General features: G+C 74.9%; 18 protein-coding genes. 13 read left to right on the forward strand and 5 right to left on the reverse strand.

Features of this window, described 5'->3' with window-relative positions; genetic code table 11:
- Window positions 1-36 precede the first annotated feature (36 nt).
- The 4 genes from HGCM_RS05600 to HGCM_RS17065 all read left to right on the forward strand — a co-directional run bounded on the left by HGCM_RS05600 (window position 37) and on the right by HGCM_RS17065 (window position 3996).
- Complete coding sequence (locus HGCM_RS05600; RefSeq protein WP_246119430.1) at window positions 37-690, forward strand: TetR/AcrR family transcriptional regulator; 654 nt, start codon at window positions 37-39, stop codon at window positions 688-690.
- On the forward strand, window positions 687-1637 hold the full coding sequence (locus HGCM_RS05605; RefSeq protein ID WP_019135889.1) for an ABC transporter ATP-binding protein: 951 nt from the start codon (window positions 687-689) through the stop codon (window positions 1635-1637). The genes HGCM_RS05600 and HGCM_RS05605 overlap by 4 nt, the downstream gene beginning before the upstream one ends.
- The gene (locus HGCM_RS05610) at window positions 1634-3265 is read left to right on the forward strand and encodes an ABC transporter permease (protein WP_019135890.1); all 1632 of its coding nucleotides are present in this window, start codon (window positions 1634-1636) and stop codon (window positions 3263-3265) included. The genes HGCM_RS05605 and HGCM_RS05610 overlap by 4 nt, the downstream gene beginning before the upstream one ends.
- Before the next feature lie 77 nt (window positions 3266-3342).
- Complete coding sequence (locus HGCM_RS17065; protein WP_019135891.1) at window positions 3343-3996, forward strand: hypothetical protein; 654 nt, start codon at window positions 3343-3345, stop codon at window positions 3994-3996.
- A gap of 14 nt (window positions 3997-4010) precedes the next feature.
- Here the strand turns inward: HGCM_RS17065 and HGCM_RS05620 are convergent, their stop codons facing one another.
- From HGCM_RS05620 to HGCM_RS05630, 3 genes are all read right to left on the reverse strand, one after another.
- Entirely contained in the window at window positions 4011-4391 is a 381-nt protein-coding gene (locus HGCM_RS05620; protein WP_019135892.1) for a VOC family protein, read from the reverse strand.
- Between the two features lie 61 nt (window positions 4392-4452).
- Window positions 4453-6027, reverse strand: a complete 1575-nt coding sequence (locus tag HGCM_RS05625) for a sensor histidine kinase (RefSeq protein WP_019135893.1) — start codon at window positions 6025-6027, stop codon at window positions 4453-4455.
- 7 nt (window positions 6028-6034) lie between these two features.
- A complete protein-coding gene (locus tag HGCM_RS05630; RefSeq protein ID WP_019135894.1) occupies window positions 6035-6772 on the reverse strand; it encodes a response regulator transcription factor in 738 nt (245 codons plus the stop codon).
- A 155-nt stretch (window positions 6773-6927) separates the two neighbouring features.
- On the opposite strand from HGCM_RS05630, the gene HGCM_RS05635 reads away from it, so the two are divergent.
- Entirely contained in the window at window positions 6928-7338 is a 411-nt protein-coding gene (locus tag HGCM_RS05635; protein ID WP_026075289.1) for a hypothetical protein, read from the forward strand.
- A 3-nt stretch (window positions 7339-7341) separates the two neighbouring features.
- Here HGCM_RS05635 and HGCM_RS05640 read toward each other — a convergent pair whose 3' ends face one another.
- Window positions 7342-8004 carry a TetR/AcrR family transcriptional regulator gene (locus tag HGCM_RS05640; RefSeq protein WP_019135896.1) on the reverse strand — a complete coding sequence of 221 codons (663 nt, stop codon included), beginning with the start codon at window positions 8002-8004 and terminating at the stop codon, window positions 7342-7344.
- Window positions 8005-8161: 157 nt separating this feature from the next.
- Here HGCM_RS05640 and HGCM_RS05645 point away from each other — a divergent pair, with 157 nt between their 5' ends.
- The 8 genes from HGCM_RS05645 to topA all read left to right on the forward strand — a co-directional run bounded on the left by HGCM_RS05645 (window position 8162) and on the right by topA (window position 20691).
- The gene (locus HGCM_RS05645; RefSeq protein ID WP_019135897.1) at window positions 8162-10678 is read left to right on the forward strand and encodes a beta-d-glucosidase; all 2517 of its coding nucleotides are present in this window, start codon (window positions 8162-8164) and stop codon (window positions 10676-10678) included.
- Between the two features lie 179 nt (window positions 10679-10857).
- Complete coding sequence (locus HGCM_RS05650; protein WP_019135898.1) at window positions 10858-12549, forward strand: ABC transporter substrate-binding protein; 1692 nt, start codon at window positions 10858-10860, stop codon at window positions 12547-12549.
- A gap of 92 nt (window positions 12550-12641) precedes the next feature.
- Complete coding sequence (locus HGCM_RS05655) at window positions 12642-13748, forward strand: ABC transporter ATP-binding protein (protein WP_019135899.1); 1107 nt, start codon at window positions 12642-12644, stop codon at window positions 13746-13748.
- Window positions 13745-14722, forward strand: a complete 978-nt coding sequence (locus HGCM_RS05660) for an ABC transporter permease (RefSeq protein WP_019135900.1) — start codon at window positions 13745-13747, stop codon at window positions 14720-14722. The genes HGCM_RS05655 and HGCM_RS05660 overlap by 4 nt, the downstream gene beginning before the upstream one ends.
- 1 nt (window position 14723) lies before the next feature.
- The gene (locus HGCM_RS17070; protein ID WP_019135901.1) at window positions 14724-15794 is read left to right on the forward strand and encodes an ABC transporter permease; all 1071 of its coding nucleotides are present in this window, start codon (window positions 14724-14726) and stop codon (window positions 15792-15794) included.
- Window positions 15791-16894, forward strand: coding sequence for an ABC transporter ATP-binding protein (locus HGCM_RS17075; protein WP_019135902.1), 1104 nt, complete (start codon window positions 15791-15793; stop codon window positions 16892-16894). The genes HGCM_RS17070 and HGCM_RS17075 overlap by 4 nt, the downstream gene beginning before the upstream one ends.
- A gap of 38 nt (window positions 16895-16932) precedes the next feature.
- On the forward strand, window positions 16933-17889 hold the full coding sequence (locus HGCM_RS17080; protein WP_019135903.1) for a phosphatase PAP2 family protein: 957 nt from the start codon (window positions 16933-16935) through the stop codon (window positions 17887-17889).
- 93 nt (window positions 17890-17982) lie between these two features.
- Window positions 17983-20691: a type I DNA topoisomerase gene (topA, locus tag HGCM_RS05680; protein WP_019135904.1), complete on the forward strand. Its 2709-nt coding sequence runs from the start codon at window positions 17983-17985 to the stop codon at window positions 20689-20691.
- Window positions 20692-20715: 24 nt separating this feature from the next.
- Here topA and HGCM_RS17085 read toward each other — a convergent pair.
- Window positions 20716-23507: helix-hairpin-helix domain-containing protein (locus HGCM_RS17085; protein WP_040398949.1), on the reverse strand; the 2792-nt coding region annotated here is incomplete at its 5' end.

The following is a 23507-nucleotide window of genomic DNA, read 5'->3' on the forward strand; positions in this document are numbered from 1 at the left end:
TTGCACGAGACTGAACGACTGTTTAACGTGGTGAACGTGCGTTCAGCCGACGACCTCACCGCCCGCGCCCGCATCCGCGACGCCGCCGTCGCGCGCTTCGGTCGCGACGGCTTCGGCGCCAGCGTGCGGGCGATCGCCGACGACGCGGGGGTGAGCCCGGCGCTCGTCATCCACCACTTCGGGTCGAAGGCCGCGCTGCGGGACGCCTGCGACGAGCACGTGCTGCGGGTGCTGCACGACGCGAAGAGCGCCGCCCTCGTCGACCAGTCTCCGGCGGAGGTCGTCGCGAGCATCGCGACCGCCGAGCAGTACGCGCCCCTGTTCGCGTACGTGCAGCGCTCCCTCACGGGCGGCGGCGCGCTCGCGGTGCGGTTCGTCGACGACCTCGTCGCCGAGACGGTCGCGTACCTCGAGGACGGGGTGCGGGCAGGCACGGTCCACGCCTCCCGCGACCCGGAGGGCCGCGCGCGCCTGCTCGTCACGCTGATGATCGGGATGCTCGTCTCCGCCCGCATCGACGCCGAGGCCGGCCGAGGCCCCGACCCCGCCGAGGACGCGGCCGCGACGATGCGGGCCGTCTACGCCCGCACCATGCTGCCCGGCCTCGAGCTCTACACCCACGGGCTGTTCACCGACAGCGCGTACCTCGACGCGTACCTGGCGTACGCCGACCAGCAGGAGGAGCCGTGAGCGACGCGATCACCGTCCGGGGGCTCGTCAAGACGTTCGGGCGCACCCGTGCCCTGGACGGTCTGGACCTCGTCGTCCGCACCGGGGAGGTGCACGGCTTCCTCGGGCCGAACGGCGCGGGCAAGTCGACGACGATCCGCGTGCTGCTCGGGCTGCTGCGCCCGGACGCCGGCGAGGCCCGGCTGCTCGGCGGCGACCCCTGGTCCGACGCCGTCGCGCTGCACCGGCGCGTGGCGTACGTGCCCGGCGACGTCACGCTGTGGCCGACCCTCTCCGGCGGCGAGTCGATCGACCTCCTCGGGCGGCTGCGCGGCGGCGTCGACCCGGCCCGCCGCGACGCGCTCGTCGAGCGGTTCGAGCTCGACACCCGGGTCAAGGGCCGCGCCTACTCCAAGGGCAACCGGCAGAAGGTCGCGCTCGTCGCGGCGCTCGCGGCCGACTGCGAGCTGCTGCTGCTCGACGAGCCGACCGCGGGCCTGGACCCCCTCATGGAGGCGGTGTTCCAGGAGGTGGTCCGGGAGGCGGCGGACCAGGGGCGCACCGTGCTGCTGAGCAGCCACATCCTCGCGGAGGTGGAGGCGCTCGCGGACCGCGTGACGATCATCCGCCAGGGGCGCGCGGCGCTCTCGGGCTCGCTCGCGGAGCTGCGCAGCCTCACCCGCACCAGCGTGACGGTCGGGGTCGGCGACGCGGACGACGCGCTGCGCCGCCTCGGCGGCCTCGCGGGCGTGCACCACGCGCGCCGCGACGACGGGCACGTGACGTTCGAGGTCGACGGCCCCGCGCTCCCCGGGGTGCTCACGGCCCTCGCGCCCCTGGGGGTGAGCTCGCTGCTCGCGCACCCGCCGACCCTGGAGGACCTGTTCCTGCGCCAGTACAGCGACGAGCTCGCCGGCCTCGGGCTGGGCCCCGCCGGTGGCGACGGCGACCGGGCAGGCGTGCGGTGACCGCCGTGCTGGCGCCGTCGCCCGCGCCGGCGCCGTCACGGTCCGCCGGGGCGCTGGCCGGCACCGGGGGTCTGGTCCGCCTCGCGCTGCGCGCCGACCGGTGGACGATCGCGGTGTGGGCGGTGGCCGTCGCGTACCTCGTCCGGACGTCGGTGGTCGGCTTCGCGGCGCTCTACCCGGACGCCCAGGCGCGGCAGGCGCGGGCGACGCTCATGTCGTCGCCCGCCGCGACCGCCCTCGGCGGCCCGGGGTACGGCCTCGACGACTACACGACCGGCGCGATGACCGCGAACGAGCTGGGGCTGTGGATCATGCTGCCCGTCGCGATCATGGCCGTGCTGGCGGTCACCCGGCACCTGCGCGCCGCCGAGGAGGACGGGCGCCTCGAGCTCGTCCGCTCCCAGCCCGTGGGCCGCTCCGCACCGGTGGTGGCCGGACTGGTCGCCGCCGCGGTGGCGACGCTCGCGGTCGGAGCCGCGACGTTCGCGCTGCTGCTGACGACGGAGCTGGACCCGGCCGGCTCCGCCCTGCTGTGCGCCGGTGTCGTGGTGGCCGCGCTCGTCCTCGCCTCCGCGGCCGCGGTCGGGGCGCAGCTCGTCGGGCACGCGCGCACGGCCAACGGCGTCGGGATGGGCCTGGTCGGCGTCGCGTTCGTGCTGCGGGCGGTCGGCGACGTGCAGGCGCCCGAGAGCGGGTCCCTCTGGTCGTGGCTGTCGCCCTTCGGGTGGTCGCAGGCGACGGCGCCGTACGTGCTGGACCGCTGGTGGCCGCTCCTGCTGGGGGTCGCCGCCGTCGCGGTGAACCTCGCGGTGGCGTTCGCCCTGGTCTCCCGGCGGGACCTGGGCACGGGCCTCCTGCCCGAGCGCGCGGGGCGCGCGACGGGGCGGCTCGGCGGCCTCGCGGGGCTGACCTGGCGCCGGCAGCGCACCTCGATCCTCGCGTGGGGCGTCGCGACGGCGCTGTGCGGTGCGCTCATCGGCCTGCTCGCGGACGCCGTCGTCGAGTTCGCGGCGAGCGACCCGCAGGTGCTCCAGCTCTTCGGGGAGACCGACGACGTGCTCGACGGCGCCTTCGCCGTCTACGCGGTGTTCCTCGGCGTCCTCGCGGCGGCGTACGCCGGGACGGCGGTGGGTGCGGCGCGCGCCGACGAGTCGAGCGGGCGGGCCGCGGTGCTGCTCGCGCTGCCCGTCGCGCGCACCCGGTGGCTGGGCGCGCAGCTCGCGGTCGCCGTCGCCGCGGTGCTCCTCATGCTGCTGGCGGCGGGGCTCCTCATGGGCGGGTCGGCGGCGGCGACGCTCGGCGACGCCGACCAGGTCGCGCGCCTCACGGGCGCCGTCCTGGTGACGGCGCCGGCCGCGCTGCTCGTCCTCGGCCTCGCGGTGCTCGTGCTCGGCGCGTGGCCGCGCGCGTTCCCCCTCGTCTGGGCGTACGTGGCCTACGTCGGCGTGATGGGCATGTTCGCCGCGGTGCTGCCCGACGGCGCCGACCTGCTGTCGCCGTTCCGCTACCTGCCCCGTCTGCCCGCCGAAGGCATGGACCCCGGGGCCGTCCTCGCGGTCACCGCGCTCGCGGTCGCCCTGGGGTCGGCCGGGCTCGTCGCGTTCCGGCGTCGGGACACGCTCGCCTGACGGTCGGGTGACGAGCCGGCGGCGGCCCGTGGTTAGGCTGCTCGCGGCCTGCCGGACGCACGAGGGGACACGCGCCGATGACCAGCACGGGGACGACGCCCGACCCGCAGCCCGCCGAGGGCGGCACGCGCCGCGCCGGGCGCCGGTGGCTCGTGCCGGTGGTCGTGGCGGCCGTCGTGGTCGCCGCCGCCGTGGTCGTCGCCGTGGTGCTGGGCAACCGCTCGTCGGGGACCGCCGCGGAGCCCACGCCCGCCGCGACCGTCGTCCTGCCGGTCCCCACGCCGACGGTCGAGCCGGCCGAGCGCGACGCGCGGACGGCCCTCGCGCGGTCGCTGCCGACGGCCGTGCTGCAGTACGCGCTGGCGTCCTCCGCCGCGGACGAGGGCTGGGTCCGCGACGGCGCGCTCGAGGCCTGGTCGGAGGAGTACACCGACGGCGGGTCCGCCACGCTGGCCGTGCGCGCGGGGCAGTTCGAGAAGGCCGGTCAGGCCCGGGCGTTCGCCCGCACCCTGACGAAGGCGCTCGGCGACGCCCCGGCGACGCCCGCGCCGGGCACCGGCCTGCCGCAGTCCGGCGACGTCGTCGCGGAGGGCGAGCCGGTGGGCACGTTCACGGTCGTCGACGCCGGGGACGGGACCGGTGTCGCCGTCTGGACGAACGGGACGACGGTGCTGCGCCTGCAGGGACCCGTGGCGGACGTGCTCGACGCGTACCGCGCGTTCCCCCTCTGACGGGCCGCGCCGCCTCAGTCGTCCGCGACGACCGACAGGACGTTGCCGCCCGGGTCGGTGAACCACGCGATGAGCGGGCCGCCGCCGCGGAAGACGAAGTCCTCGTCCGTCTCCACGGGCGTGCCCGCGTAGCGCTCGAACCGCACCCCGCGCGACCGCAGCTCGGCGACGGCGGCGGGCACGTCCGGCACGGGGAAGTTCAGCACCGTGAACGACGCGGGCGTGTGCGCGTCACCCTTCGGGTACACGAGCACGTGGGCGCCGCTGCCGAGGTGCAGGTGCAGCATGCCGTCGCGCACGTCCGCGTCCAGGCCGAGCACGTCGGCGTAGAACGCGCGCGCTTGCTCGACGTCCGGGGTGGAGAAGCCGCTGAACGCGCGGCTGAGGTCGACCATGGGGCCCTCCCGAGGTGGCTGCCTGACCGGGCACCAGCGTCCTCCCCGTGGCGACCCCGCGCTAGTGCGCGGGCACCGGCTGCGGGGACGGGACGGGCTCGGTCACCGGTGCCGTGCGCGCCGCCGGCAGCCGCACGACGAACGTGGCGCCCGGGCCGTCCTCGGTCGTGATGGTCCCGCCGTGCGCCGCGACGACCGCCTGCGCGATGGACAGGCCGAGCCCCGTGGACCCGGAGGCCCGGTGGCGTGAGCCGTCGCCCCGTGTGAAGCGCTGGAACAGCCGTCCGCGCAGCGACTCGGGGATGCCCGGGCCGTCGTCCGCGACCCGCAGCAGCACGGCGCCGGGCTCGCCCGGGCCACCCGCCGCCCGCTCCAGCGACACCGTGACGCGGGTGCCGGCGGGGGTGTGGACGCGCGCGTTCGTCAGCAGGTTCGCCAGCACCTGCCGCAGCCGGTGCTCGTCGCCGGTGACGCAGAACGCGTCGTCGTCGGTGCCGTCCTCGGCGGGCTCCGGGAGGTCGAGCTCCCAGCGGTGCCCGGGCCCGGCGGCGTGCGCGTCCGCCAGCGCGTCGACCGCGAGCAGCCGCAGGTCGACGGCCTCGCGCTCGAGCGGGCGGCCCGCGTCGAGGCGCGCCAGCAGGAGCAGGTCCTCGACCAGCACGGTCATCCGGGCCGACTCCGACTCCACCCGGCCGAGCGCCGCGAGCGTCGTGGCGGGGAGCGCGTCCGGCGAGCGGCGCACCAGCTCGGCGTACCCGCGGATGGACGCCAGCGGCGTGCGCAGCTCGTGGCTCGCGTCCGCGACGAACTGCCGCACCTGCGACTCCGACTCGTGCCGCGCCGCGAGCGCCTGCTCGACGTGCCCGAGCAGCTGGTTGAGCGCGGCCCCCACCTGCCCGACCTCGGTCGCGGTGTCGGTGTCCGCGTCCGGCACGCGCTCGGCGAGCACGACCTCGCCGCGGTCCAGCGGCAGGGCGCTCACGCGGGTCGCGGTCGCGGCGATGCGGTCGAGGGGCCGCAGCTCGCGGCGGACGAGGACGAGACCGACGGCCCCCGCGCCGAGCAGCGCGACGACGACGATGGCGCCCTCGGTCAGCAGGTACGTGGTCACGGTGCGCGTCGCGCTCGCGGTGGGCAGGGCGGTCACGGCGGTGGCGCCGCCGGCGGTCGTCGTGGCGACGGCGCGGTAGTCGCCGAGAGGGCCGAGGTCGACCGCGTGGGGCGCGCCGTCGGTCGGGAGCGCGAGGAGCGCCGCCACCTGCTCGTCGTCGAGCGGGCGCAGCGCGCCCTCGTCGTCGATGTAGTCCGCGCGCACGTCCTCCTCGTCCGACCCGGCCGGGACGAAGGCGTTGACGGTCCCGGTCGCCTGCCCGAGCTGCGAGTTGCCGGGGGACGGGCGCCGGTCGTCGCCGTCGGGCGGGAAGGCGTGCTCGGGAGCGTTCGCGGCCCGGCGGTTGGCGGCCTCGAGCTGCTGGTCGATCTGCGTGACGAGCGACGTGTGCAGCCCGACGGCGGACAGCGCGCCCATCCCGACGGCGACGACCCCGACGAGGCCGACGAGCACGGCGACGAGCCGGCGGCGCAGCGTCCAGCGGGCTCGCGCGCCGCGAGGGCGCCGGGGCAGCAGGGCGGGCACGGCGGGGTCAGACCGCCGGCTTGAGCACGTAGCCGACGCCGCGCAGCGTGTGCAGCATGGGCGTCCGGCCCTTGTCGATCTTGCGGCGCAGGTAGGAAACGTAGAGCTCGACGATGTTCGCCTGCCCGCCGAAGTCGTACTGCCACACCCGGTCGAGGATCTGCGCCTTCGACAGGACGCGCCTCGGGTTGCGCATGAAGTAGCGCAGCAGCTCGAACTCGGTCGCGGTCAGCCGGATCTCGTCCTCGCCGCGCATCACCTCGTGGCTGTCCTCGTCCAGCCGCAGGTCGCCGACGACGAGCACGGCGTCCTGCTCCTGCGCGACGGCGCCCGCGCGCCGCAGCAGCGCGCGCAGCCGGGCGACGACCTCCTCCAGGCTGAACGGCTTGGTGACGTAGTCGTCGCCGCCGGCCGTCAGCCCCGCGATGCGGTCCTCGACGGCGTCCTTGGCGGTGAGAAACAGGACGGGCACGTGCGGGTGCGTCTGCCGCACGCGGCGCAGCACCTCGAGCCCGGTGAGGTCGGGGAGCATGACGTCGAGGACGATGACGTCGGGGTCGCTCTGCTGCACGCGGCGCAGCGCGGTGTGGCCCGTGAGGGCGTGCTCGACCTGCCAGCCCTCGTACCGCAGGGCGGTCGAGAGCAGCTCGGCGAGCGTCGGCTCGTCGTCGACGACGAGCGCGCGCACCGGCGCACCGTCGGCACGGGTGAGGGGCTGGGGGCGGCGCTGGGTCGTGGTGGCCATGACCCCACTGTGGCGGCGCATCCTTGCCGTCCCCTGGGCCGCGCCTGGGAGCTTCCTGTGCCCGGGCCAGGTGAGCGCGCGTGCCGGCGACCGTTGTCCACCCGCGCGCGACGTGGGACTCTCGAGGGGTGCGCCTGCTGCACCGCACCGTCGCCGTGCCAGCGATCCTCTTCGGCGGTTTCTGGGCCGCCGAAGCCTCCGCGCTGCAGCGGTCCCTGGTCGCGGCGCTGACCTCACGCGAGCAGGTCGCACGCGTGCCCGTGCCCGCCGACCTGCGCATCAGCCGCGGCGCGGGCGACCTCCTCGTCGTGACGTGGCGGAACATGATCGTCGGGTTCGTCCCGCAGGACGAGGCTCCGCTGCTCGGCCCTCAGCTGCCGCCCGGCCGCCGCGACGAGCTGGAGGTCACCGGCGTCGTCGACCACTCGACGGGGCTGTGGCGGGTGTGGGTCGGGACGCCGCCGGAGGGCGGCTTCCCGCTGCCGGGCAGCGAGCTCGACACGCTCCCGCCGCCCGAGGACCTCGTCGCCGGCGGCTTCCCGCTGCGGCGCTCGGCACGTCGCTAGCGGTCAGCCCAGCGGGGGCCGGCGGCGGTCGCCCGACAGCGCGGCCTGGAGGATCGACTCGATCGCGAAGCGGGTGGACTCGGCGAGGTCCACGGAGTCGTCGAGCAGCCACTGGACCTGCAGGCCGTCCATGACGCCGATGATCGCGCTCGCGGCCTGCTCGGCGGTCGCGCGCGAGACCTCGCGGCCCTCGGCGGCGGCGACCTGGTCGATCGCGTCGGCGATCTCGCCGCGCAGCACCGCGAACCGGTGCGTGACCCACTGGCGTGCGGGGTGGTTCTCGGTCACCGACTCGCCCGTGAGCACGGAGTAGCCCTGCACGATGCCGGGCCGGTCGACGTTCATCCGGGCGGTGCGCACGAGGTGGTGGAACAGGTCGATGCCGCCGGGGATGTGCTGGCCCTCGAGCTCGCGCACGTCCTCGGTGTCGCGGAACTCCAGCACCTCGACGAGCAGCTGCTCCTTGGTGCCGAAGTGGTGGAGCACGCCGGCGTGGGTGATGCCGACCTGCTCCGCGACCTCGGCGAGCGAGCCGTTCTTGTAGCCCTTCGAGCCGAAGGTGTTCGCGGCGGCGCGCAGGATCTCCGCGCGGCGCTCGGCGGTGGCCTGGCGGGGGCGGCGCTTGCGGGGCCGCGGCTCTGCGGCAGACGCGCCATCGGCGTTCATGGCCGAAACCATACTGTGACCTTCCGGCTTACTGACAAGTCAGTAAGTTGTGGTTGTATGTCGTCACCTCGCCGGCACGGACGCCGGCGGACCCGGGCCACCGGGGTGCACGACCCGCCTGCATCGCTTGCAACGACGACGTTGGAACGGAGCACGAGTGTCGCTCGACACGGCAACGCAGCCGCCCGCGGCCGACGACCAGGACCTCACCGCCCTGGCGGCCCAGCTGCCGCTCGAGGACAAGGTCCGCCTCGTCGTCGGCGCCGGCCTGTGGTCGACGATCGCGCTGCCCGAGGTGGGCCTGCGGGCGATCCAGGTGTCCGACGGCCCCGCCGGCGTGCGGGGCGTCTCGGAGGACGGCGTCGAGACGTCCGCGTCCTTCCCCGCGCCGTCCGCGCTGGCGGCGACGTGGGACGTCGAGCTGGCCGACGAGGTCGGCGCCCTGTTCGCCGCCGAGGCGCGCCGGCACGGCGTCGACGTCGTGCTCGCGCCGCAGGTCAACATCCAGCGCACCCCGGTCGGCGGCCGCCACTTCGAGTGCTACTCCGAGGACCCGCACCTCACGAGCGAGATCGCCGTGCACGTCGTGCGGGCCGCGCAGGACCGCGGCGTGGGGATGTGCGTCAAGCACTTCGTCGCCAACGACTCCGAGACCCAGCGCACGAGCTACGTCAGCCGGGTCGACGAGCGCACGCTGCGCGAGGTCTACCTGCAGCCGTTCGAGCGCCTGGTGCACGACGCGCACGCCTGGTCCGTGATGGGCGCCTACTCCGGCGTCGACGACGGCACGCTCGCGGCGCCGGTGCTCGAGCACCGCCCGCTGCTCACGGGCGTCCTCAAGGACGAGTGGGGCTTCGACGGCGTCGTCGTCTCGGACTGGGTCGCGACGAAGTCCGTCGAGGGCGCCGTGGAGGGCGGGCTGGACCTGCAGATGCCCGGGCCCGACGGCCCGTGGGGCGACGGCCTGCTGGACGCGGTCCGCGCGGGCCGGGTCGACCAGGCCGCGATCGACGAGAAGGTCGTCCGGGTGCTCCGGCTCGCACGGCGGGTGGGCGCGCTCGCGGGGTCCGACCCCGCGGGCTCCCACCGTGCGGCCGGCACCCTGCCCGATGCGCGCGAGGTCCTCCGTCGCCTCGTCGCGCGCTCGATGGTCGTGCTGCGCGACGAGGCCGGTGCGTGGCCCGTCGCGCAGCACGGCCCGGCGACCATCGCGCTCGTCGGCCCGAACGCGGTCGACCCGTTCGTGCAGGGCGGCGGCTCCGCCTACGTCCGCCCCGACCGTCGCTCGACCGTCGAGGAGGGCCTCGCGGAGGCGTTCCCCGGCGCGACGATCACGGTCCGCCCCGGCGCCGTCTCGCGGCTGCACCCCCCGCGCCTCGACCTCCTCGCCCGCTGCGCCGCGCCGGACGGCTCGCGCGGCGCGCTCGTCGAGGTGCTCGCGGCGGACGGCACCGTGCTCGCGGCCGAGGTCGTCACCGACTGGTCGGGGTGGCTGCGCGAGCCGCAGGCGGACGCCGCCGCGGTGCGGATCCGTGCCGAGATCCGGCTCGACGAGCCCGGGCGGCACGAGGTCGGCGTCGGCACCGTCGGGGCGCACCGGCTGGTCGTCGACGGCCAGGAGCTCTCGACGAGCACCCACCGGGTCGGCGCGGAGGTCATCCTCGACTCGTCGGTGAACCAGCCGGCCCCCGTCGTGCTCGCGCTCGACGTCACCGAGCCGCGCGTGGTCGCCCTGGACGCCACGGTGCAGGCCGTGCACCCGGTCGGGTACGCGTCGTTCGCCCGCGCCGAGCTCGTGCACCGGGTGCCCGCGACGCCGGCCGAGGAGCTGCTCGCGGACGCGGTCGCCGCGGCGCGCGACGCCGAGCTGGCCGTCGTCGTCGTCGGGACCAACGAGGAGATCGAGTCGGAGGGCTACGACCGGACGTCGCTCGCCCTGCCGGGCACCCAGGACGCGCTGGTCCGCGCCGTGCTCGCGGCCAACCCGCGCACGGTCGTCGTCGTGAACGCCGGCGCCCCGGTCGTCCTCCCGTGGCTCGACGAGGCGCCCACCGTCGTGTGGGGCTGGCTCGGCGGCCAGGAGTGGCCCGAGGCCCTCGGCGACGTGCTCGCCGGCCGCACCGAGCCCGCGGGCCGGCTGCCGTGGACGCTGCCCGCCGACGAGGCCGACGTCCCGGTGCCCCACGCGGTGCCGGTCGACGGCGTGATCGACTACGCCGAGGGCGTGCACGTCGGCTACCGCGGCTGGCTGCGCCTCGGCCGCACGCCCGCGGCGCCGTTCGGCCACGGCCTCGGCTGGACCACGTGGCGCTACGACGAGGCCGACGCCCGCACCACCCCCTCCGGTGACGTCCTCGTCGACGTGACCGTGACGAACACCGGCGCTCGCGCGGGCCGCGAGGTCGTCCAGGTGTACGTCGAGCCGCCCGCCGACGACGCCGGCGACCCGCCGGCCGACCGGCCCGTGCGCTGGCTCGGCTCCTTCGCCGTCGTGCACGCCGAGCCCGGCGCCCGCACGACCGCCCGGGTGCGCGTCGACGCGCGCGCGCTGCGCACCTGGGACCCGGTGCGGTCCGGCTGGGTCGTCCCGGCCGGCACGTACCGCCTGCGCGCGGGCCGCTCGTCGAGCGACCTGCGCCTCGACCTCGACGTCACCGTGGCAGGTGCGTCGTGAACCGGCACCACCCCGCCCCGTCCCCGCCGTCCCGCCCGACCTCGACGTAGGTCCCGACCGGCCGTGGCCGCCGCCAGGCGTCCCCGGCGCACCCCGTGCTCGGGGCAGTCCGCAGTTGCCCCGAGCGCTCAGCACCTCGATACCGTCCAGAATCACCGCAGTAGTGCAAGGAGGCACTCGTGAGAACGCGCAAGCTCGCTACGCTCGCCGCCGGTCTGGCGTCGGTCGCGCTGCTCGCCACCGCCTGCTCGTCGAACCCGGGCAGCGACCCGTCGTCGACGAGCAGCGGCAACGGTGAGGTCAGCAACAAGGTCCTCACGGTCGGCATGCCCAACGGGACGCTGACCGAGAACCAGAACCCGCTCGCGCCCACCGGCTCCGCGGCGAAGTCGCTCGGCTACGCCTGGGCGATCTACGAGCCGCTCATGCAGACGAACGACGTCAACCCGCTCGACAACCCGACGCCGTGGCTCGCGACGGCGGTGGACTGGAACGACGACTACACGGTCGCGACCGTCACCGTGCGTGACGGCGTGAAGTGGTCGGACGGCGAGGACTTCACGGCCGACGACGTCGCGTTCACGTGGAACCTGCTGCTCAACAACAAGGCGCTGAACGCCAACTTCCCCGAGACGCTGCAGAGCGCCGAGGCGGACGGCAACACCGTCACCATCACGTTCAACGCGCCGCAGTACGTCAACCAGATCAAGCTCCTGCAGCAGGTCACCGTGCCGGAGCACATCTGGAAGGACGTCGACAACCCGGCCGAGTTCCCCGACAAGGAGCCCGTCGGCACCGGCCCGTACACGCTCAAGTCGTGGACGCCGCAGGCGGCGACGCTGGTCCCCAACCCCACCTACTGGGGCACGAAGCCGGTCGTCGGCCAGCTGCAGTACTCGTCCTACAACGACAACAACGCCCTGACGACCGCGCTCACCACGGGCGAGGCGCAGTGGGGCTGGACGTTCATCGCCGACTACGAGAACGTCTTCATCGCGCAGGACAAGGACCACAACGCGCAGGTCGCCGGCGGCGGCTTCGGCGTCGACGTGCTCTACCTCAACACCGAGAAGAAGCCGTTCGACAACGTGGCGTTCCGCAAGGCGCTCAACATGGTCGTCGACCGCGCGAAGATCTCGCAGGTCGCCGGCTCGGGCGTGTGGCCGGTCATCACGTCGGTCACCGGCATGCCGATGCCGTCGGGCGAGAAGTGGCTCGCCGACGAGTACAAGGGCCAGGACCTCAAGGTCGACGTCGACGCCGCGAAGCAGGTGCTCACCGACGCCGGGTACACCTACGACGGCGACAAGCTCGTGGACCCCGACGGCGAGGCCGTCTCCTTCGAGCTCGTCAACCCGGCCGGGTGGAACGACTACCTGACCGCGCTCGACATCATCAAGGACGCGGCGGCGCAGCTCGGCGCGACCGCCACGGTCAACGCGGCGAACCAGGACGCCTGGTTCAACGACATCATCCCGAACGGCAACTTCCAGGCGACCCTGCACTGGGTCGACAACGGCGCGACGCCGTGGAACATGTACGCCGACGTGATGGACGGGCAGTTCTACAAGAAGCTCGGCGAGACGGCGAGCTGGAACTTCGGCCGGTTCAAGAACGAGGACGCGACCAAGGCGCTCGCCGACTTCGCGGCCGCGACCGACGACGCCAGCCGCAAGGCCGCGATGGACACCGTCCAGAAGGTCTGGGTCGACGAGGTGCCCGGCATCGTGATCTGGGGCCGCCCGGCGGTCGCCCAGTACTCGACGAAGAACTACACGGGCTTCCCGACGGCCGAGGACCTGTACGCGAACCCGCAGCCGACCGGCCCGCAGGCGTCGCTGATCCTCACCAAGCTCAAGCCGAACAGCTGAGCACCACCGGTGCGGCGGGCGTGGCCACCCACGCCCGCCGCACCGGCACCGCCCGAGTCCCGCAGCGAGCGAGCCCGACCCCAGGTGAACCGATGACAGCACCCGCCCGTCCCCGGCCGGAGGACGCCCCCGTCCTGCAGGCCGTCGACCTGCGCAAGCACTTCCCCGTCCGCGGGTTCCGCTCGAACGCGGTGGTCCACGCGGTCGACGACGTCAACCTCGAGCTGCACCGCGGCCGGGTCGTCGCCCTCGTGGGCGAGTCCGGTTCCGGCAAGTCGACGATCGCCCGGCTGCTCGCGCAGCTCATGCCGGCGACGTCGGGCCGGATCCTGCTGCACGGCGAGGACGCCACCGCCCGCCGACGGCGCGACTTCCGCGCCTACGTGCGGCGCGTCCAGATGATCTTCCAGGACCCGTTCGGGTCGCTGAACCCGGTGCACACCGTGCGCTACACGCTCACCCGCTCGATCCGCATCCACCAGGGCGCGCTGCGCGGGCAGCAGCTCGAGGACGCGCTGACCTCGCTCCTGGAGCGGGTGCAGCTGACGCCCGTCGAGCGGTACGTCGACAAGTTCCCGCACGAGCTGTCGGGCGGCCAGCGCCAGCGCGTCGCGATCGCGCGCGCGCTCGCGGCCGACCCCGAGGTGCTGCTCGCCGACGAGCCGATCTCGATGCTCGACGTGTCGATCCGCCTCGGCATCCTCAACCTGCTGCGCGACCTGCGCGACCGCCTGCACATCGCGATCCTCTACATCACGCACGACATCGCCTCGGCCCGGTACTTCGCGGACCGCACGATGGTGATGTACGCCGGCCGCATCGTGGAGCAGGGCGACAGCGAGTCGGTGACGCAGGACCCCAAGCACCCGTACACGCAGCTGCTCGTCGCGTCCGCGCCCGACCCGGACGACCTCGACGCCCGCGCCCGCGGCGCGCACGGCGAGGCGCCGAGCCTGGTGCGGCCGCCCTCGGGCTGCCGGTTCAACCCGCGCTGCCCGTTCGCGAACGACCTGTGCCGCGCCGAGGTGCCGCCGCTGCTGCCGGTGGGCGAGGGCCGCGAGGCGGCCTGCTGGGGCTACGCCGACCGTCCGGACCGGCCGACGCTCGGCTCGGTCGTCGAGGAGTTCGGGGACCGCCCCGCCGTCGACGCGGGGCTGCTCGAGCAGGCGACCGGGACGGGATCGGAGGTGGCGTCGTGAGGTTCTTCGTCCGGCGCGGGATCTTCTACCTCATCACCCTCTGGGCGGCGGTGACGATCAACTTCATCATCCCGCGCCTCATGCCGGGCGACCCGGTCAAGGCGATCATGGCCCGCAGCCAGGGGAAGCTCGACTCGTCCGCCGAGGCGGCGATCCGCACGCTGTTCGGCCTCGACACCGACAAGAGCGTCTTCCAGCAGTACCTCGACTACTGGGGCCTGCTGCTGCACGGCAACCTCGGCACGTCGTTCATGTTCGGCGTCCCGGTGGTCGACATCATCCGCCAGGCGCTGCCGTGGACGATCGGGCTGGTCGGCATCGCGACGATCATCAGCTTCGTCGTCGGCACGCTCATCGGCACCGGCATCGGCTGGCGCCGCGGGACGTGGGCGGACAACCTGCTGCCGATCTCGACCTTCTTCTCGGCGGTGCCGTACTTCTGGCTCGGGCTGCTGTGCGTCGCGCTGTTCTCGGTCACGCTGCAGTGGTTCCCCTCCAACGGCAGCTACGACCGCGCGCTCATCCCGCACCTGGACATGGAGTTCATCTCGTCCGTCCTCTACTACGGGATGCTGCCGGCGCTGACGATCGTCATCTCGTCCGTCGCGGGCTGGATCCTCGGCATGCGCAACATGATGGTCACGGTCTCCTCGGAGGACTACGTGACGGTCGCGCAGGCGAAGGGGCTCGGCGAGCGCAAGGTCCTGTTCGGCTACGCGGCGCGCAACGCGATCCTGCCGCAGGTGTCGAGCTTCGCCCTGTCCCTCGGGTTCATCGTCGGCGGGACGCTCGTCATGGAGATGGTCTTCTCCTACCAGGGCATCGGCTACGTGCTCTACCAGGCGGTGTCGACGTACGACTACCCGCTCATGCAGGGCTGCTTCCTCATCATCACGATCGCGGTGCTGCTCGCGAACCTCGTCGCGGACGTGGCCTACGCGTTCCTCGACCCGCGCACCCGGCAGGAGGGCTGACATGGCTGCCGTCGAGTCGACCGTTCTCGAGACGACGCCTCCCGACGTCGTGCCGCAGACGACGTCCGCGCCGGGCGCGCGGCGACGCCTGCTGTTCCTGCGCAACGCGAAGGCCCTGACGGGCCTGAGCATGCTCGCGTTCTTCGGCGTCATCGCGGTCATCGGGCCGTGGATCGCGCCCTACGACCCGAGCGCGATGAGCGACGCGCTGCTGCAGCCGCCCTCGGCCGCCCACTGGCTCGGCACGACGCACACGGGCCAGGACGTGCTGAGCCAGATCATCGTCGGCACGCGCGGCGTGCTCGTCGTCGGGCTCATCTCGGGCGTCCTGGCGACGCTGATCGGGATGCTCGTCGGGGTCACGGCGGGCTTCGTGGGCGGGGTCGGCGACGAGACGCTCTCGGCGCTGTCGAACGTGTTCCTCGTCATCCCGCAGCTGCCGCTCATCATCATCATCGCGGCGCAGGTGCCCGGGGCCGGCGGCGTCACGGTCGCGTTCATCATCGCGATCACCGGCTGGGCGTGGGGCGCTCGGGTGCTGCGCGCGCAGACCCTCTCGCTGCGGCGCCGCGACTTCGTCGAGGCCGCGCGGGCGAACGGCGAGCGCACGATGCGCATCATCTTCGCCGAGATCATGCCGAACCTCACGGCGATCATCGCCGCCGGGTTCGTCGGCACGGTGACGTTCGCCGTGCTCTCGCAGATCACGCTCGCGTTCCTCGGCGTCACGCCGATCAGCGAGTGGAACTGGGGGACGATCCTGTTCTGGGCGCAGAACAACCTGGCGCTCCAGCGGGGCGCGTGGTGGTGGTTCGTGCCGGCCGGCCTGTGCATCGCGGCGCTCGGCATGGCGCTGACCCTCATCAACTTCGGCATCGACGAGTTCGTCAACCCGCGGCTGCGCAGCACGGGCCTCAAGGCGCGCGAGCTCAAGCGCCGCGGCATCCGCCCGCGCATCGGCTTCACGCCGGTCGTGGACGAGCCGCGCGCGGACGACCGACCCGGCGAGGTGGACGCGGCCCGTGCCGTCGCCGCCCCCGCCGCCCCGACGACGCAGGAGGCCGGCCGGTGAGCGCCGCGACCACGACGTACGAGGACTTCGCCGCCGCGCCCCCGGCCCGCGAGCCCGTCCTGGAGATCCGGAACCTCTCGGTGGAGTACGGCTACGACGAGAGCCCGACGCGCGTGCTGCGCGACGTGTCGCTCACGCTGCACCGCGGGGAGGTGCTGGGCCTCGCCGGGGAGTCCGGGTGCGGCAAGTCGACGCTCGCGTACGCCGCGACGCGCCTGCTGCCGCCGCCCGGCCTCATCACCGGCGGCGAGGTGCTGTTCCACGACCGCGACGGCGGCACGCGCGACATCCTCCGGCTGTCCGACCGGGACCTGCGCGCCTCGCGCTGGCAGGACCTCGCGATCGTGTTCCAGGGCGCGATGAACTCGCTCAACCCCGTGTACCGGGTCGGCAAGCAGCTCGTCGACGCGATCCAGGCGCACCTGCCCGGCGTCGGGAAGAAGGAGGCGTACGAGCGCGCGGAGCACCTGCTGGAGCTCGTCGGCATCTCGCCGGACCGCGTCCGCTCGTACCCGCACCAGCTCTCGGGGGGGATGCGCCAGCGCGTGATGATCGCGATGGCGCTCGCCCTCGAGCCGCAGGTGCTCATCATGGACGAGCCGACGACCGCGCTCGACGTCGTCATGCAGCGGCAGATCGTCGAGCAGATCGCGGAGCTGCGCGAGCGGCTCGGCTTCTCGGTCGTGTTCATCACGCACGACGTGTCGCTGCTCATCGAGATCGCCGACCGCATCGCGATCATGTACGCGGGGGAGATCGTCGAGGACGCGAACGCCCTCGACGTCTACCGCCGCCCGCGCCACCCCTACGCCAACGGCCTGCTGCACTCGTTCCCCCCGCTGCGCGGCGAGCGTCGCGAGCTCGGCGGGATCCCCGGCTCGCCGCCCGACCTCGGCCGCCTGCCCAGCGGGTGCCCGTTCCGCGCCCGGTGCGAGTTCGCGTTCGACGCGTGCGCGACCGTCCGGCCCCGGCTCACGCCGCCGGCCGTCCCGGGCGACGACCCGCGGCGGCGGGTGGCCTGCCTGCGCCACGACCCCGAGGCAGTCGCCGCCGCGGGCTTCGACCCGGTGCCGGTGCCGCCCGAGCTCGCGGTGCGCTGACGCGCGAGGGGGTCACCCGGTTGGCCTACGGTGGTCCGGTGCAGCACGCCCCGGCCACGACGCCCGCGCGGCCGGGGCCTCCCGGCGGCGTCGCCGCGCGCCCGGTCGTGGCGGTCGTCGCCGCGCTGGTCGCGCTCGCGTCCGCCGTCGGCGTGTGGCTGCTCTGGCGCCTGTTCGTCGACACGTTCACGGGCCAGCTCGTGGAGCAGGCCGCGCTGCGCGGGGCCGACTACCACGAGAGCGGCGTCTGGGTCGTGACCGAGCGGGTGCTCGAGGTCGTCTCGGTGACGTTCATCGCGGCGGTGCTGCTGGCGGCCGTCGTCGTCGCGTTCCTGCGCCGGCGCGCGGACCTCGCGGTGCAGGTGGCGGTCGTCATGATCGGCTCGAACGTCACCACCCAGCTCGTCAAGAAGGTGCTGCTGCAGCGCGAGGAGCTCGGCGTCGAGGGCGTGTACGGCAACACCCTGCCCAGCGGGCACACGACCGCCGCCGCGTCGGCGGCCGTCGTCCTGCTGCTCGTCGTCCCGCCGCGCACGCGGCCGTGGGCCGCCGTGCTCGGCGCCGCCTACGCGGCGGTGACGGGCGTCGCGACCCTCGCGCGCCAGTGGCACCGGCCCTCCGACGTGGTCGCCGCGATGCTCGTCGTCCTCGCCTGGACCGCGCTCGCATGCGCGTGGGCGGCGACCCGGCGCACCGCGCGGCCGCGCTCGCGGCAGCGCGGCGCCGCCCTGGCCGCGTCGGTGCTCGTCGCGGTCTCGGCGGGTGCTGGAGCCGTCGGCGGGGTCGTCCTCGTCCGCACCTGGGACGTGCTGGCCGCGGACCCGCAGTCGCTGTGGCGCCCGCGCGTGCAGCAGGAGGCGTTCGTCGGGGGCGTCGCGGCCGCCGTCGCGGCGTGCGCGCTCGGCTTCGCGCTCGTCCTGGCGCTGCGGCAGGCGACCGCCGTCGACCGCGAGGCCGGCGTGGAACGCGGCGCCGGGCAGTTGCGTTCGGCTTGACGGAAGGTCGTAGAGTCCCCACCCGGGGACGGTCCGCTCGAGCAGGCCGCGTCGTCACGCGGGCCGGGAGCGGCCGCTGAGGGAAGGCATGTCATGTCAGCAGGGCGCAAGCTCGTCATCGTGGAGTCGCCGGCGAAGGCGCGCACGATCGCGGGGTACCTCGGCGAGGGGTACGACGTGGAGGCGAGCGTCGGTCACATCCGTGACCTGCCGCAGCCCTCCGAGCTGCCCGCCGACATGAAGAAGGGCCCGTTCGGCAAGTTCGCGGTCGACGTCGACAACGGCTTCGCGCCGTACTACGTCGTCGACGCCGACAAGAAGAAGAAGGTCTCCGAGCTCAAGCGCCTGCTCAAGGAGTCCGACGAGCTCTACCTCGCCACCGACGAGGACCGCGAGGGCGAGGCCATCGCGTGGCACCTCCTGCAGGAGCTCAAGCCCAAGGTCCCGGTCAAGCGCATGGTGTTCCACGAGATCACGCGCGAGGCGATCGGCCGAGCGCTGGAGAACACGCGCGAGCTGGACGACCGGCTCGTGGACGCGCAGGAGACGCGGCGCATCCTCGACCGGCTGTACGGCTACGAGGTCAGCCCCGTGCTCTGGCGCAAGGTCGGCAAGGGGCTGTCGGCCGGCCGCGTGCAGTCGGTCGCGACGCGGCTGGTCGTCGAGCGCGAGCGCGAGCGCATGGCGTTCGTCTCCGCCGAGTACTGGGACGTCACCGGCACGTTCGCGGTCGAGGCGGCCGACGAGCCGACGTTCGGCGCGCGCCTGACGTCGCTCGACGGCACGCGGGTCGCGTCCGGCCGCGACTTCACCGACCGCGGCGTGCTCCGCGGCGAGGCCGTGCACCTCGACGAGGCCGCCGCGGGGGCGCTCGTCACCGCGCTGGCCGACGCGTCGTTCACGGTCCGCTCGATCGAGACCAAGCCGTACACGCGCCGCCCGGCCGCGCCGTTCACCACCTCGACGCTGCAGCAGGAGGCCAGCCGCAAGCTGCGCATGTCCTCGCGGCAGGCGATGCGCACGGCGCAGACGCTGTACGAGAACGGCTACATCACCTACATGCGCACCGACTCGCCGGTGCTCTCGTCGCAGGCGATCGACGCCGCGCGGCGCCAGGCGGCCGAGCTGTACGGGCCGGAGTTCGTGCCCGACAAGGCGCGCGTCTACACGAGCAAGGCGAAGGGCGCCCAGGAGGCGCACGAGGCGATCCGTCCGGCGGGCGACCACTTCCGCACGCCGGCGCAGGTGGCCCGCGAGCTGTCCGGCGACCAGTTCCGGCTCTACGAGCTGATCTGGAAGCGCACGGTCGCGTCGCAGATGGCCGACGCCCGCGGCTCCACCGCCTCCGTGCGGCTCGGGGCCGTCGCCGCCGACGGGCGCGACGCGGTGTTCTCCGCGTCCGGCACGGTCATCACCTTCCGCGGGTTCCTCGCGGCGTACGAGGAGGGCCGCGACGCCGGCCGGTACGACGCCGAGGGCTCCGGCGGGGGCGGGGAGGAGCGCGACGCGCGCCTGCCGCAGATGGCCGAGGGGGACGCGCTCACGGCGTCCGACCTGCTCGCCGACGGGCACCGCACGAGCCCGCCGCCGCGCTACACCGAGGCGAGCCTGGTGAAGGCGCTCGAGGAGCGCGGGATCGGCCGCCCGTCGACGTACGCGGCGACGATCGGGGTGATCCAGGACCGCGGGTACGTGGTCAACCGCGGCCAGGCCCTCGTGCCGACGTGGCTCGCGTTCGCAGTGACCCGCCTGCTCGAGGAGAACTTCGACCGCCTCGTCGACTACGACTTCACGGCGGAGATGGAGGAGGACCTCGACGAGATCGCGGCCGGTCAGAAGGACCGGGTCGAGTGGCTCACGCGGTTCTACTTCGGCGACGGTTCCGGCAGCGAGGACGGCGAGGGGCTGCGCGACCTCGTCGCGAACCTCGGCGAGATCGACGCCCGCGAGGTCAACTCGATCGAGATCGGCGACGGCATCACGCTGCGCGTCGGCCGGTACGGGCCGTACCTCGAGGCGCCGGGCGACGGCCCGGACGCCGAGCCCCGCCGGGCGTCGGTGCCGGACGACCTCGCCCCCGACGAGCTGACGGTCGACAAGGCGCGCGAGCTGCTCGAGACCCAGCCCGACGGCGACAAGGTGCTGGGCGTCGACCCGGCCACCGGGACGCAGGTCGTCGCGCGCAAGGGCCGCTACGGGCCGTACGTCACCGAGGTGCTGCCCGAGCCCGAGCTCGACCCGAACCTCTCCGCCGCCGCGCGCAAGAAGGCGCTCGCCGCCGCGCCCAAGCCGCGCACGGGGTCGCTGTTCCGCACGATGTCGCTGGAGACGATCACCCTCGACGAGGCGCTGCAGCTGCTGTCGCTGCCCCGCGTCGTCGGCACGGACCCCGCGACGGGCGAGGAGATCACGGCGCAGAACGGCCGCTACGGCCCGTACCTCAAGAAGGGCACGGACTCGCGCACCCTCGCCTCGGAGGAGGCGCTGTTCACCACGACGCTCGACGAGGCGCTGGCGATCTACGCCCAGCCGAAGCGTGGCCGCGGCGCGACGGCCGCACCGCCGCTCGCCGAGCTCGGCGAGGACCCGACGAGCGGCACGCCGATCGTCGTCAAGGAGGGCCGGTTCGGCGCGTACGTCACGGACGGCACGACGAACCGCACGCTGCCGCGCGACACGACGCCGGAGACGCTCACCCGCGAGCAGGCGATCGAGCTGCTCGCCGAGAAGCGGGCGGCCGGCCCGGCCAAGAAGCCGGCGCGCCGCACCGGCACGCGCTCCAAGGCGGCCACCAAGAAGTAGCTCGGGCGGGCGCCGCGGGGCCGGTCAGTCGAACACGACCCGCTGGCCGCGCTCGCGCACGAGCGTGCGGGCGTGGTCGATGATCCGCGCGGCCGCGGCGTCGGAGACCCCGGGCAGCGCGGCGACGTCGGCGACGTCCGCGCGGCTGAGCGCCACGACGTCCGCGAACCCGGCCTTGCGCAGCGCCTGGGCCCGGGCGGTCGCGACGCCGTCGACGGCCTCCAGCGGCTCGCGCAGCTCCACCCGGGACACCACGGCGGGGCCGGGCACGGCGCGGGCGAGCTGCTCCGGCGCGCGGTCCTGCACCCGGTACTGCCGCAGCGCCACGGGCTCGGCCCGCAGCGCGACCCGTCCGCCCAGCCGCACCCGGTCGGTGCCGCACGTCGGGCAGGGCGTCACGGTGACCGGCCGGCCGGCCGGTGAGAGCGCTGCGCGCGCCTGCCGCACGGGACCGTCGGAGCCGCAGCGCTGGCAGTGGCACGCCTCGCCGTCCGGGCCGTCGCCCGCCGGGGTGACCGGGCACAGGCCGCCGGTGGGCACGGGCACGGGCGTCGGCGTGCCGTGGTCGAGCGTGACGCCGACGTCGCTGAGGCGCAGGTCCCCGGGCGTCTCGGACGCGAACACCAGCGTGACGTCGACGCGCGGGCCGACGGAGAGGCTGAGCGCGCGCAGCACGACGACGGCGCCGGCGGGCAGCACGACGCGCAGCTGCGCCTCGGCCGCGCCCGGCGGCACGGTCCCGGCGGCCGCGTGCGCGTCGAGGTCCAGCGCGTCGAGGCCGACGCGCACCGTCGCGCCGACGGGGGCGCCCGCGTCGTCGGCGAACGCCAGCTCGACGGCCGCACCCGGCTCGCCGTCCGGCACCGCGACGACCTCGAGCGCGTACTCGTCGCCCGCCTGCACGGGCACGGCCTGCGCGACCGCGGAGGGGACGACGCCGGTGTTGGACAGGGTCACGTCGCCGGTGCCCGGCGTGACGGTCGTGCCCGGGTCGGCGGGCGTCCAGGTGCCGGTCGCGACGTCGGCGGAGGCGAGCAGGCTCACCTTGTCGACGGCCAGCGCCGTGTCGGGCACGAAGAACCGCACCTCGGCCTGGACGGCGGCGTCGGGGGCGACGAGCACGGCCTCGTGGTGGGGGACGACGGCGACGGAGCGGTCGCGCTCGACGTCGAACGTCGTCACGGGGACGCGGTCCACGCGGCCGGGGGCGCAGCGGTCGCCGCTCCAGCGCACCTGCGCGACGCCGCCGTCGGCGAACGAGAGTCCGTCGAACGAGAACCGGTAGCGGGCGCCGGCCACGACGGGCACGACCTGCGCCATCGAGGACGGGCCGCTCGGGCGCTTCCCCTGGCGGTCGGAGCCCTCGCGGACGTCCCCGAGCAGCGCGAGCACCTCGCCCGTCGTGGGCAGGCTGACGGGACGCACGGTGCCGGCGGTGATCTCCCACTCGGCCGGCAGCGCGTCCCCGATCGACAGCACGTCCGCGTCGGTCAGCCACAGGCCGGTGTGCACGGCGTGCGTCCCGGCCGGGCTGACGACGAGCCGCCCCCCGCCCTCGGCGACCGTCACGGAGAACCCGGGCGACGGGAGCCACCGGCGGTTCGGCACGTCGAGCAGCTCGACGCCCTCCTGCCGCACCACGACCGCGACGTCGCCCTGCGGCGCGAGGGCGAACGCGTACCCCGCCGCGGCGTCCTGCGACGCGAAGGGCAGCTCCCGCAACAGGCCCAGGTCGCCCGGCCGGCGGTACTGCACCGCGGTCCGGGTGAGCACGAGCACCGTGCCGTCGGATGCGACGGCCACCTGCACCGCGTCGGGCACGGCCACCGACACGTCGTCGTCCGCCTCGACGGCGGACAGGTCCGGGAACGTGACGACGTGCTCGGCGGACGGCTGCGAGCCGTCGGGCGTCTCCTCGCGCACGACGAGCACGAGGCGGCCGTCCCGCCCCACGGCGGCGTGCCGAGGGCGGCCGAGCACGTTCGCCGACGGCGCGGTCGACCACGGGACGGGCGCGCCGGCCGCGGCGTCCCGCAGCTGCGACCACGTCGCGTGCCGGACGAGGGTGCGGGGACGCCCGTCGGCGAACACCAGCCCGAGGACGTACACGCCGAGCCCGTCGGCCACGACGTCCGCGACGAGCTCCGGCGTGGCGACCTCCCCGCCCACCGGCCGCGCGGTCGCGGTGTCGACGAGCACGAGGCTGCCGCCGTCGCCCCCCGCCGCGGCCAGCCCGATCACCGCCGGGCTCTCGAGCCCGAGCACCGCCGTGGCGCCGGTCGGGTCGAGCGCGAGGCCGACGGGCGTGCCGGCGCCGACGAGGCCCTGCTTCTGGGGTGCCGAGGAGAGCACGTCGTAGCGCAGGTACCGGGTCTCGGGCGGCCCGTCGCCGCGCTGCCCGCCGGCCACGGCGTGCACGACGTCGCTGCCCGGGCCGAACGCGGCGGCGGCGAAGCCGAGCCCGAGCGCCGAGGGCAGGCGCAGGGACCGGACGGGCGCGAGCGCCGTGCCGACGCGGTACCAGTCGACGAAGTCCCCGTTCGCGACGCGCTCGCCGCCGCCCGCGGGGCCGCCGGCACCGGCCGTCGCCAGCGCGGCGTTGACCGCCTGGGCGACCTCCGGGGCGTCGAGGCCGAGGTCCACGGTGCCGGAGGCCGCGAACCGCTGCAGGTCCACGGCGACCGTCGGGCCGCCCGCGTCCACGTGCAGCTCGAGCGGCAGGCGGAAGCCGCTGAGGGTGTGCCGCAGGCGCAGCGGCGCCCGCAGCGGCGCGGCGGCGACGGTCCCGGCCACGGCCCGCCACGAGAGGCCCCCGT

Source organism: Cellulomonas massiliensis JC225 (genome assembly GCF_000312005.1).
In the GTDB taxonomy this organism is placed as follows: Bacteria; Actinomycetota; Actinomycetes; order Actinomycetales; family Cellulomonadaceae; genus Cellulomonas; species Cellulomonas massiliensis.